Source organism: Actinokineospora enzanensis DSM 44649 (assembly GCF_000374445.1).
GTDB classification, from domain to species: domain Bacteria; phylum Actinomycetota; class Actinomycetes; order Mycobacteriales; family Pseudonocardiaceae; genus Actinokineospora; species Actinokineospora enzanensis.
Genome location: NZ_KB894423.1, coordinates 25,464 through 35,875 on the forward strand (window position 1 = coordinate 25,464; position 10,412 = coordinate 35,875).

The window sequence follows — 10,412 nt, forward strand, 5'->3', positions numbered from 1 at the left end:
TGCCGCGTCCGGCGGCCCTCTTGTCTCTGCCATCCTCAAACCGACACTGCCGTCGGTGCAAGCTCGCACCGACGGCAGCACGGCAGACTCAGGACACCGGTCCGCTCACGGACTTCACCTTCTGCGACCCGTCCACAGTGGCCAACGACTTGGCGTAGCGGGCAGTGGAAGTCGGGCTGGTGCGATCGGCGAGGTAGAACCAGTCCATCTGCACCCGCTGCGGATTCACGTCGACCACCGAGTACCCGTGCGAGTCCAGCTCGATGTACTTGAGGTGCCAGTTGCCCGCCGCCAACGCGGCCTCCGCGATCGGCGACACCGAGCGGGGGCTGACCTTCAGCAGATCGTCGATGTTGTCGCTGGTGACCGAGGTGGTGACGAACTCGACCGCGGCGGAGTTCCCGTTCCACCAGTAGCTCGACCGGTCCACCGGCACGTCCGCGCCCCACGAGGAGTGGATGTCGCCGGTGAGGAACACGGTGTTCCTGACCTTGTTGTCCTTCAGATGCCCCAACAGCTCCTGCCGGTCCGCGGTGTAGCCGTCCCAGGCGTCCGCGTTGGCGGCGACGCTGCCGACCGGCAGGCCGAGCAGGGAACCGAGCGACTCCAGGAACCGCGACTCCACATTCCCCAGCGAGATCGGGGTGATCATCACCGAGTTGCCGACCAGCTTCCACTTCGCATCGGTGCCGGACAGCCCCGACTTGAGCCAGTTCATCTGCGCGTCGCCGGTGATGGTCCGGTTCGGGTCCCCTGGGTCGCCATTGGACGGTGTGGTCTGCTTGGACCGATAGCTGCGCAGGTCCAAAAGGGACAGCTCGGCGAGCCGACCCCAGCGGAACCGCCGGTAGATCTCGCCGTTCGCCCCCTGCCGCACCGGCATCCACTCGAAGTAGGCCTGCCGGGCGGCGGCCTTGCGCACGTTCCAGTCGCCCTCGTTCGGCTGGTGGTTCTCCGCACCGCCGGACCAGGTGTCATTGGCGTATTCATGATCATCCCAGGTGATGAACCACGGCTGGGCCGCGTGCAGCGCCTTGAGATCCGGGTCGGTCTTGTACTGGGCGTGCCGACGCCGGTAGTCGGCGAGCGTGATGGTCTCGTTGGTGGGCTCGTGCGGCCGGATCGTCACGCCACGGGCCCCGTAACCACCGGCCTGGTACTCGTAGATGTAGTCACCGACATGCAGCACACCATCGAGGTCGGTGCGCGCGGCAAGGTGGCGATAGGCGGAGAAGTACCCGGCCTGCCAGTTGGAGCACGACACCAAGCCCAGCCGCAGCTTGCTCACATCGGCATTGGCGGCAGGAGCCGTGCGGGTACGGCCGGTGCCGGAAACCGTGCCGTCGAGGGAGAAACGATAGTAGTAGACCGTCGCCGGGTTGAGACCACCGGCGGCGACCTTCACGGTGTGATCACGGTCGGGCCCGGTCAGCATCGCGCCGGACTGCACGATCGAGCCGAACCCGGAGTCGGTGGCCACCTCCCACCGCACCTCGACGGTGGGGCCGATGCCGGAGCCGGGCGTGGACTCGGGGGTGGGGGTGACACGGGTCCAGAGCAGGACACCGTCGGGTAACGGGTCACCGGAGGCGACGCCGTGGGCGAACTGCGGGGTGGCGGCGGACGCGGCGGTGACCGCGAGCGTGGCGGGCACCAGCAGCGCGCCGCCCGCGACGGCGGAGGACTTGAGAAAGACGCGGCGGTCGAACGGGGTGGTGGGAGTCACGCCTGCCAGTGGTACATCAGGGGCTTGGATGTCACACCCACCCGTCGGGTGAACATCGGCGGAACTCCCATCCCGTCAGTCCTGAAGGTCCTGCGGCAGCGGCAGGTCGAGCGCGGCGAGGAAGCGCGCGGCCTTGATCTCCACGAAGATGTCGGCGTCGTCGTCCTCGGCGTCCTCGCCATCGTCGGCGTCATCGAGGTCGTCATCGAGGTCGTCGTCTCCGGCGAGGAACCCGGCGATCTCGTCGACCTTGCCCGCCGCGTCGCCGCCGCTCCTGGCCGCCCACCAGGCCGCCAGGCCCGCCGCCTCGCGGGGCACGTCCGTCGGCTCGGAGGCGTCGGGGTCGTCGAAGTAGCTGCGCGGCGTGTGACCGAGGTAGGCGACGCCCGCGCCCGACCCGTTCGGGTGGTAGCGGACCGAGGCGACGTCGCTGTCGAAGATGTCGAGCGTCAGCCACACCTCCGGCTGCGTACTGCCGTCCCAGTCGTCCTGGTTGTGCCACCCGGTGCCGTCGTAGACGTACTGACCGAAGAAGCCCATGTCCACCTCCCGCTAAGCAGCCACACCGGCCCCTACCTGCGACGACAGGCTAATCGACAGCGGGGGTTGACGGCATGTCGACCGAGGTGCATTCTTAACGCATCCCTTCTAGAACGAAATGGTTATAGATGACCGACCAGTTGAGCGCCGTGTTCGGGGCCCTCGCCGATCCCACCCGGCGGGCGATCCTGGCCCGGCTGCGCGCGGGCGACGCGAACGTGGCCGAGCTGGCCGCCCCGTTCGCGATGTCCCAGCCCGCCGTGTCCCGGCACCTGAAGGTGCTGGAGGCGGCCGGGCTGATCACGCGCAGCCGCCGGGCCACGGCGCGCCTGAGCCACCTGGAGGCGAACCCGTTGCGCGACGCGACCGCCTGGCTGGCCGGGTACCGCGAGTACTGGGAGGAGAGCCACGACCGGCTCGACGAGCTGCTCGCCCGGCTGCAGGACACCCACCCCGAGGAAGACGAGGAACCGACATGAGCGACACCGTGATCACCGCCCCCGACGGCCTGCCCGTCATCGAGATCACCCGCGAGTTCGCCGCGCCCGCCGCGCTGCTGTTCCGCGCCTACACCGAGCCCGACCTGGTCGTGCAGTGGCTCGGGCCGCGCAGGCTGACGATGAAGATCGACCACTGGGACGCCCGGCACGCGGGCGGCTACCGCTACATCCACACCGACGACGAGGGCAACGAGTACGCCTTCCGCGGCACCTTCCACGGCGACCCGACCGTGACGGAGGGCATCGTGCAGACCTTCGAGTGGGAGGGCGCGCCCGGCGACATCGCGATGGAGCGGATCACCTTCACCGAGCAGGACGGGCGGACGACCGTGCACATGCGGTCGGTCGGCTTCTCCGTGGAGGCCCGGGACGCGCACATCGCCAATGGCATGGAATCCGGTGTCCGCGACGCGATGGACCGCCTCGCGGAGCTTCTCCCCACGTTGTAGGAAGCCTCGGTGCGAGAGTCGAGGCCCGGCATGGTCGCCGTGCCCCGACTAGCCTTGATGGATGGCATGGCAGGAACTCGGCGATGGCAAGTATCTGTTGGTGACGACGGTCAAGCGGGACGGCACGAAAGTGCCGACACCGCTGTGGGTCGCCCGGGACGGCGATGACCTGGTCGTCTGGACGGTGCGCTCGTCCGGGAAGGTCAAGCGCATCCGCAACAATCCGCGGATCGAGGTCGCCCCGTGCGACATCCGCGGCAATCCCGCGGGCGCGTCCGTGCCCGCCTCGGCACGATTGCTCGACGAGGCGGGCACGGCGCGGGCGCGAAAACTCATCATCCGCAAGTACGGCCTGGTGGGCCGGATCCTGGTCTGGGCCAGCCGCTTCCGCCGCGGCTACGACGGCACGATCGGGATCGCCATCAGTCCTGTCTAGACAGTCACTCAGACGGCCGCGAGGGCTTCCCGAAGGGTGAAGTTCCGGTTGTACAACGCCTTCCCCACGATCGCCCCCTCCACGCCGACCGGCGCCAGCTCCGCGAGCGCGCGCAGGTCGTCCACACTGGACACGCCGCCGGAGGCGACGACCGGGGACGGGGTGCGGGCGCAGACATCGCGCAGCAGGTCGGTGTTGGGGCCGGTGAGGGTGCCGTCCTTGCCGACGTCGGTGACGACGTAGCGGGCGCAGCCGTCGCGGTCGAGGCGGGCGAGGACCTCCCAGAGGTCGCCGCCGTCCTTGGTCCAGCCGCGAGTGGCGACGCGGTGGCCGTCGTCTGTGATGCGGACGTCGAGGCCGATGGCGATCTTCTCGCCGTACGCGGCGATCGCGCGGGCGCACCACTCCGGATGCTCCAGCGCGGCGGTGCCCAGGTTGACCCGGGCACAGCCGGTGGCCAGGGCGGCGGCGAGCGTGTCGTCGTCGCGGATGCCGCCGGAGAGCTCCACCTTGACGTCCAGGGTGCCGACGACCTCGGCGACCAGGGCACGGTTGTCGCCGCGGCCGAAGGCGGCGTCCAGGTCGACCAGATGGACCCACTCGGCGCCGTCGGACTGCCAGGCCAGGGCGGCCGCCAGCGGCGAACCGTAGGTCGTCTCCGTGCCCGCCTCCCCCTGGGTCAGGCGGACGGCTTGGCCGTTGGCGACGTCGACGGCGGGCAGCAGGTAGAAACTCACCCGGTCAGCCTAGTGGGTGCCGGTCGACGGCCCGCACAACCTCGACGCGCGACGAACGACACGTCCGGGGCCGTTCTCCCGTTCGTCCCGCCCGGTCACCCGGTCGTGTGGGACAGCCAGTTCTCCAGGAGCTGCGCGCCCGCGTCGCCGGACTTCTCCGGGTGGAACTGGGTGGCCGACAGCGGGCCGTTCTCCGCGGCCGCCACGAAGTCGTCTCCGTGCCGCGCCCACGTCACCAGCGGCGCGACCATCGGCGGCTCGGGGTGCAGCTCCCACTTGCGTGCGGCGTAGGAGTGCACGAAGTAGAAGCGCGTGTCGGCGTCCATCCCCGCGAACAGCACCGACTTCTCCGGCGCGCGCACGGTGTTCCAGCCCATGTGCGGGACGACGTCGGCCTCCAGCCGGTCGACGATGCCGGGCCACTGGCCGCAGCCGTCGGTCGTCACGCCGTGCTCGACGCCGCGCTCGAACAGCACCTGCATGCCCACGCAGATGCCGAGCACCGGCCGCCCGCCCGCGAGCCTGCGCCCGATGATCCGGTCGCCGCGCACCGCGAGCAGCCCCGCCATGCAGGCCGCGTACGCGCCGACCCCGGGCACCACGAGCGCGTCGCACTCGACCGCGGCCTGGAAGTCCGCGGTCACCTCCACGTCCGCGCCCACCCGGCGCAGCGCGCGCTCCGCCGAACGGAGGTTTCCGGATCCGTAATCCAAGACGACGACTCGTGCCACGCAGGTCAGCGTAGTCGCCGGTCGTCGTGATCGAACCGTGACCGACGCTCGCGATTGGCTCGCCGCCGCACCGGGTACCTCCTCCGCGAGGAGTCTGGGTCGGGAACCGTGAAGCACGGCGGCGATGGGGGTAATCATGGAGACGCGTGCGATGGACCGCAGATCGGTCCGGTGGACGTTAGCGGCCGTGCTGGCGGGCGCGGCGGCGGTCAACGTATACCTGGCCGTCTCCGCGTGGGTGATCTGGCCTGCCCCGCTCGCGCTGCTGTGGATCGGTTTCGCCGTCGCCCTGCTGCTGCCTGCCAGTGAACCGGCCGAGGCCGCTGTCGAGATCCCGATGCCGCGTACCGCACGGGAGTCGCTCGCCCTCGCCGAGCACTCCAACCGGGCCGCAGCAGTGTAAAGGGCTGTCGGCCCGGGGTGGTGGCGTGCTGTACTTGGCGCGAAATGGAAGACAAGAACATCATTCGCCTGTCCAAGCGACTCGCGCTCGTACTGCGTCACAATCCGGACAGCATCGGTATCACCCTCGACCCGGCAGGCTGGGTCCCGGTCGAGGAACTCCTGGCCGCGCTGCGCGCCCACGGCACGCGGGTCGACCGTCCCCTGCTGGAACGGGTGGTCGCGGAGAACAACAAGGCCCGCTACGCGTTCGACGAGACCGGCACCCGCATTCGCGCCAGCCAGGGGCACAGCGTGTCCGTCGATCTCGGTCTGGCCGTGGCCGAACCACCGGAAACCCTGTACCACGGCACGGTCGCCGCGGCTTTGCCCGCTATTCAGCGTGAAGGGCTACGGCCGATGCGTCGGCACGCGGTACATCTTTCGGCTAATCGCGAGACCGCCGTCACAGTCGGCGCTCGCCGTGGCAAACCGGTGGTATTGGCGGTCGCCGCGGCGGAGATGGTCGCCGTGGGCCATGAGTTCCAGCTGAGTGCCAACGGTGTCTGGCTCACGCCGCACGTGCCTGCCGACTACCTGACCGTTACCTCGACCTAGCTGGAGGTCGCCGGTAGGCTCTGCCGGGTGTCCATACTGCCCGAGCTGCTGACCATCGGCGAGGTCGCCGACCGCAGCGGAGTGCCGCATACCGCCCTGCGCTTCTACGAGGAGCGGGGGTTGATCACGTCGGAACGGACCGCGGGGAATCAGCGGCGGTATCCGCGAGCCGTGTTGCGGAGGTTGGCGTTCATTCGGACGGCGCAGCGGGTGGGACTGACGCTGGAAGAGATCCATGACGCGTTGGATACGTTGCCGGACAAGCGGACGCCCACGAAAATGGACTGGTCCCGGTTGTCCAAGGCTTGGCGGGGGGAGTTGGAAGCTCGAATTGATTCGTTGCAGCGGCTACGGGACAACTTGAGCTCTTGTATCGGGTGTGGGTGTTTGTCGTTGAAGTCCTGCCTGCTGATCAATAGCGAGGACCAACTGGCCGCGTTCGGACCCGGGGCGCCCAAGTTGAAGGCCGGCAGCGAGGGCGGCATCGTCTAGCGGGCTCTGCCGGTGTGCACAGAAGTCCGTCGGTCAGGTGGAGGAGAGGTACCAGGCCACCGCGCCGCCGCCCGCCAGAAGCGCCAACACCAGCAGGATCCCGGCCATGAACTTGGCGGTTTTCCAGGTGGTGTAGACGCCGCCCAGTAGGAGACCCGCCAGGACGATCAGGCCGATGATGACGACTTCCTTAGGCACGTTACAACACGCCCTTCGTCGAGGGGATGCCGCCGATCCGGGGGTCCGACTCGGCGGCGGCGCGGAGGGCTCGGGCGAAGGCCTTGTACTCGGCCTCGGTGATGTGGTGCGGGTCGCGGCCGTGGATGACGCGCAGGTGCAGGGCGATCTGGGCGTGGAAGGCGATCGACTCGAAGACGTGCCGGTTCAGCACCGTGGGGTAGTTGCCGCCGACGGTGAAGCCGATCATGACGTCGGGTTCGCCGGTGTGCACGCAGTAGGGGCGGCCGGAGACGTCGACGGCGGCGTGGGCCAGGGTCTCGTCCATCGGGATCCAGGCGTCGCCGAAGCGGCGGATCCCCTTCTTGTCGCCGAGCGCGGTGCGCAGGGCCTGACCGAGGACGATGGCGACGTCCTCGACGGTGTGGTGGGCGTCGATCTCCACGTCACCGGTGGCGCGCACGACCAGGTCGAAGGCGCCGTGGGTGCCGAAGGCGGTCAGCATGTGGTCGTAGAACGGGACGCCGGTGGCGATCTCGACCTTGCCGGAACCGTCCAGGTCGATCTCCACCGTGACCGAGGACTCCCGGGTGATCCGCTCCACGCGGCCGACACGGTTGCTCACTTACGCGATCTCCTTACTGGCGGCCAGGAACGCGTCGTTCTCGGCCGGGGTTCCCACCGTCACCCGCAGGTGGCCGGGGATGCCGACGTCCCGGATCAGCACGCCACTGTCCAAATAGGACTGCCAGGCGGCGCGCGGGTCGGGGAAGGGTCCGAAGAGGATGAAGTTGGCGTCACTCGGCACGACCTGGAAACCCAGCCCGGCAAGCGCTTGCGCCACCCGGTCGCGTTCAGCGGACAACGCGTGCACCGAAGCCAGCGTGCCCTCGGCGTGACGCAGCGCGGCGCGGGCGGCGGCCTGGGTCAGCGTCGACAGGTGGTAGGGCAGGCGCACCAGCAACAGCGCGTCGACCATGGCCGGGGCGGCGGCGAGGTAGCCCAGCCGTCCGCCCGCGAAGGCGAAGGCCTTGCTCATGGTGCGGCTGACGACGACCTTCGCCGGGAACTCGTCGATCAGGTGGACGGCGCTTTCCTGCGAGGAGAACTCCGCATAGGCCTCGTCCACCACCACGACGCCCGGGGACGCCGCGACGACCGTGCGCAGGTCGGCGAGCGGGACGGACTGGCCGGTCGGGTTGTTCGGGCTGGTCACGAAGACCACGTCCGGCGCGCGCTCGGCGATCACCGCGGCGGCCGCGTCGACGTCGAGGGAGAAGTCGGCGCGGCGCGGGGTGGGCGCCCACTCGGTGCGGGTGCCCGCGGCGATGATCGGGTGCATCGAGTAGGACGGCTCGAACCCGAGCGCGGTACGGCCGGGGCCGCCGAAGGCCTGCAGGAGCTGCTGCAGGATCTCGTTGGAACCGTTGGCGGCCCACAGGTTCGCGGCCGTCAGCGGCGCGCCGGTCGCGCCCGCCAGGTAGTCGGCGAGCTCGGCGCGCAGGGCGACGGCGTCCCGGTCGGGGTAGCGGTGCAGCGTGCCCGCGATCTCGGCGACGGCGGCGGTGATGTCGGCGACCAGCTCCGGCGGCGGCGGGTACGGGTTCTCGTTGGTGTTGAGCTGGACGGGCACGTCCAGCTGCGGCGCGCCATAAGGCGTGCGCCCGCGCAGATCCTCGCGCAGCGGCAGGTCGGACAGGGCCGCGCGCGCTCCCGGGGCGTTCACCCGCGATCCCGGAACCGGGCCGTGACGGCCTGGCCGTGCGCGGGCAGGTCTTCTGCGTCGGCGAGCGCGACCACGTGCGCGGCCACCTCACGCAACGCGTCCTCGGTGTAGTCGACGACGTGGATGCCGCGCAGGAACGTCTGCACCGACAGCCCGGACGAGTGCCGCGCGCAGCCGCCGGTGGGCAGTACGTGGTTGGAGCCCGCGCAGTAGTCGCCCAGCGACACCGGGGCGTACGCGCCGACGAACACCGCGCCCGCGTTGCGCACCCGCGCCGCGACCCCGCGCGCGTCCGCCGTCTGGATCTCCAGGTGCTCGGCCGCGTAAGCGTTCACCACCCGCAGCCCTTCGTCCACAGAGGACACCAACACGGTCCCGGACTGCTTGCCGCGCAACGCGGTCGCGACCCGCTCGCTGTGCTTGGTCTCCCCGACCTGCCGCACCAGCTCCACGTCGACCGCGTCGGCCAGCTCGACCGAGTCGGTGACCAGCACGCTCGCCGCCAGCGGGTCGTGCTCGGCCTGGCTGATCAGGTCGGCGGCCACGTGCACCGGGTCGGCACCGCCGTCGGCCAGGATGGCGATCTCGGTGGGACCGGCCTCGGAGTCGATGCCGATCAGCCCGCGCAGCAGCCGCTTCGCCGCGGTCAGGTAGATGTTGCCCGGCCCGGTGATCATGTCGACCGGCTCCAGCACACTCCCGTCGGTGTCGACCCCGCCATACGCGAGGATCGCCGCCGCCTGCGCGCCACCGACCGCCCACACCTCGTCGACCCCGAGCAACGCCGCCGCCGCCAGGATCGTCGGATGCGGCCGCCCGCCGAACTCGGCCTGCGCGGGCGAACACACCACCAACGACTCGACACCCGCCGCCTGCGCGGGCACCACGTTCATCACGACACTCGACGGATAGACGGCAAGCCCACCCGGCGCGTAAAGCCCGACGCGCGCGACCGGCACCCAGCGCTCGGTCACCGTGCCACCGTCCACGACCTGCGTGGTGACATCACTCCGCCGCTGATCCGCGTGCACCCGCCGCGCCCGCGCGATCGACTCCTCCAACGCCGCCCGCACCGGCGCGTCAAGCCCAGCCAGCGCCTTGCCGAGCTCGTCCTGCGGCACCCGCACACTCTCCGGCCGCACCCCGTCGAACCGCTCGGTGTAATCGAGAACGGCCGCGACCCCGCGACTCCGCACATCCTCCACGATCGGCCGCACCCGATGCAGCACCGCGTCCACGTCCACCTCGGCGCGCGGCAACACAGCCCGCAACTCGGCGACGGACGGAACAGCAGAACGCAAATCGGTGCGCGTGAGCATGGGTTCCCTTCTCGACGTGGATGCGCTCAAGGATAGGTCCCCCGCGATATGCCGTGCGCCGCCGGTACCGCAGGTCACAGCCCCGCACCCCTTTCGCCCCCACCCAGCCCAAGATCATCAACCGCCCTCCGGAACATGCCCCTCCCGCCCGGGGGCCGGCCCGCGCGTGAGCCTATCTGTCCAGGTCAGGGGCATGGAAGCCGCGCTCGGTTGGCTGTGGATGGATGTCGGGGGATGTGGATGCACGGCACCCAGCCAGGCCGATTGTGGCCACCGATGTGGGCGCCGATGATCATGCGTTATCCACATCCCCCGAAATCCATCCACAGCCGCAAGTCGCCCTCTTCCGACCCCCTGACCTGCGCAGATAGGCTCACGCGCGGGCCGGCCCCCGGGTGGGAGGGGCATGTTCCGGAGGGCGGTTGATGATCTTGCACAGCCGGGCGGGGCGGGGGCGGGGGCGGGGCCGGGTTCTGTGTCCGAAAGGGCGGTCTCGGACTTTGGAGCCAGACGCCGGGCAGCGGGCAGCGGGCAGCGGGCAGCGGGCAGCGGGCAGCGGGCAGCGGGCAGCGGGCAGCGG

The 10,412-nt window shown here is 70.2% G+C and carries 14 protein-coding genes; 6 read left to right on the top strand and 8 right to left on the bottom strand.

From position 1 onward, the window contains the following. Positions 1-88 precede the first annotated feature (88 nt). Positions 89-1,726 carry an alkaline phosphatase D family protein gene (locus tag C503_RS0122595; protein WP_018684501.1) on the bottom strand — a complete coding sequence of 546 codons (1,638 nt, stop codon included), beginning with the start codon at positions 1,724-1,726 and terminating at the stop codon, positions 89-91. A 75-nt stretch (positions 1,727-1,801) separates the two neighbouring features. Then, entirely contained in the window at positions 1,802-2,266 is a 465-nt protein-coding gene (locus tag C503_RS0122600) for a hypothetical protein (RefSeq protein WP_018684502.1), read from the bottom strand. 128 nt (positions 2,267-2,394) lie between these two features. On the opposite strand from C503_RS0122600, the gene C503_RS0122605 reads away from it, so the two are divergent. From C503_RS0122605 to C503_RS0122615, 3 genes are all read left to right on the top strand, one after another. After that, positions 2,395-2,745, top strand: coding sequence for an ArsR/SmtB family transcription factor (locus C503_RS0122605; RefSeq protein ID WP_018684503.1), 351 nt, complete (start codon positions 2,395-2,397; stop codon positions 2,743-2,745). Beyond that, positions 2,742-3,215, top strand: coding sequence for an SRPBCC family protein (locus C503_RS0122610; protein WP_018684504.1), 474 nt, complete (start codon positions 2,742-2,744; stop codon positions 3,213-3,215). Before C503_RS0122605 ends, C503_RS0122610 begins: the two co-directional genes overlap by 4 nt. Before the next feature lie 61 nt (positions 3,216-3,276). Then, complete coding sequence (locus C503_RS0122615; protein ID WP_018684505.1) at positions 3,277-3,651, top strand: PPOX class F420-dependent oxidoreductase; 375 nt, start codon at positions 3,277-3,279, stop codon at positions 3,649-3,651. A gap of 8 nt (positions 3,652-3,659) precedes the next feature. On the opposite strand, the gene priA is transcribed toward C503_RS0122615, so the two are convergent. After that, on the bottom strand, positions 3,660-4,388 hold the full coding sequence (priA, locus tag C503_RS0122620; RefSeq protein WP_018684506.1) for a bifunctional 1-(5-phosphoribosyl)-5-((5-phosphoribosylamino)methylideneamino)imidazole-4-carboxamide isomerase/phosphoribosylanthranilate isomerase PriA: 729 nt from the start codon (positions 4,386-4,388) through the stop codon (positions 3,660-3,662). A gap of 95 nt (positions 4,389-4,483) precedes the next feature. Then, complete coding sequence (gene hisH, locus C503_RS0122625; protein WP_026316586.1) at positions 4,484-5,119, bottom strand: imidazole glycerol phosphate synthase subunit HisH; 636 nt, start codon at positions 5,117-5,119, stop codon at positions 4,484-4,486. Between the two features lie 151 nt (positions 5,120-5,270). On the opposite strand from hisH, the gene C503_RS0122630 reads away from it, so the two are divergent. The 3 genes from C503_RS0122630 to soxR are packed head-to-tail and all read left to right on the top strand — an operon-like array spanning position 5,271 to position 6,610. Further along, a complete protein-coding gene (locus C503_RS0122630; RefSeq protein WP_018684508.1) occupies positions 5,271-5,522 on the top strand; it encodes a hypothetical protein in 252 nt (83 codons plus the stop codon). Between the two features lie 44 nt (positions 5,523-5,566). Next, a complete protein-coding gene (locus tag C503_RS0122635) occupies positions 5,567-6,118 on the top strand; it encodes an RNA 2'-phosphotransferase (RefSeq protein ID WP_018684509.1) in 552 nt (183 codons plus the stop codon). 27 nt (positions 6,119-6,145) lie between these two features. Further along, positions 6,146-6,610, top strand: a complete 465-nt coding sequence (gene soxR, locus C503_RS0122640) for a redox-sensitive transcriptional activator SoxR (protein WP_018684510.1) — start codon at positions 6,146-6,148, stop codon at positions 6,608-6,610. 33 nt (positions 6,611-6,643) lie between these two features. Here soxR and C503_RS46890 read toward each other — a convergent pair whose 3' ends face one another. Genes C503_RS46890 through hisD form a run of 4 tightly spaced genes read right to left on the bottom strand, consistent with a single transcriptional unit; the run spans position 6,644 to position 9,832 of the window. Continuing rightward, complete coding sequence (locus C503_RS46890; RefSeq protein ID WP_018684511.1) at positions 6,644-6,808, bottom strand: hypothetical protein; 165 nt, start codon at positions 6,806-6,808, stop codon at positions 6,644-6,646. Between the two features lies 1 nt (position 6,809). Further along, a complete protein-coding gene (gene hisB / locus C503_RS0122650) occupies positions 6,810-7,412 on the bottom strand; it encodes an imidazoleglycerol-phosphate dehydratase HisB (protein WP_018684512.1) in 603 nt (200 codons plus the stop codon). Next, on the bottom strand, positions 7,413-8,513 hold the full coding sequence (locus C503_RS0122655) for a histidinol-phosphate transaminase (RefSeq protein WP_018684513.1): 1,101 nt from the start codon (positions 8,511-8,513) through the stop codon (positions 7,413-7,415). Continuing rightward, positions 8,510-9,832: a histidinol dehydrogenase gene (gene hisD / locus C503_RS0122660; protein WP_026316587.1), complete on the bottom strand. Its 1,323-nt coding sequence runs from the start codon at positions 9,830-9,832 to the stop codon at positions 8,510-8,512. The genes C503_RS0122655 and hisD overlap by 4 nt, the downstream gene beginning before the upstream one ends. Between the last annotated feature and the right edge of the window lie 580 nt (positions 9,833-10,412).

Excerpts from the sequence above, each read along its gene's own strand:
- hisD (WP_026316587.1), bottom strand. The coding sequence starts at position 9,832 with ATGCTCACGCGCACCGATTTGCGTTCTGCTGTTCCGTCCGTCGCCGAG.
- C503_RS0122605 (WP_018684503.1), top strand. The coding sequence starts at position 2,395 with ATGACCGACCAGTTGAGCGCCGTGTTCGGGGCCCTCGCCGATCCCACC.
- C503_RS0122610 (WP_018684504.1), top strand. The coding sequence starts at position 2,742 with ATGAGCGACACCGTGATCACCGCCCCCGACGGCCTGCCCGTCATCGAG.
- C503_RS0122635 (WP_018684509.1), top strand. The coding sequence starts at position 5,567 with ATGGAAGACAAGAACATCATTCGCCTGTCCAAGCGACTCGCGCTCGTA.
- C503_RS0122630 (WP_018684508.1), top strand. The coding sequence starts at position 5,271 with ATGGACCGCAGATCGGTCCGGTGGACGTTAGCGGCCGTGCTGGCGGGC.
- C503_RS0122600 (WP_018684502.1), bottom strand. The coding sequence starts at position 2,266 with ATGGGCTTCTTCGGTCAGTACGTCTACGACGGCACCGGGTGGCACAAC.
- C503_RS0122615 (WP_018684505.1), top strand. The coding sequence starts at position 3,277 with ATGGCATGGCAGGAACTCGGCGATGGCAAGTATCTGTTGGTGACGACG.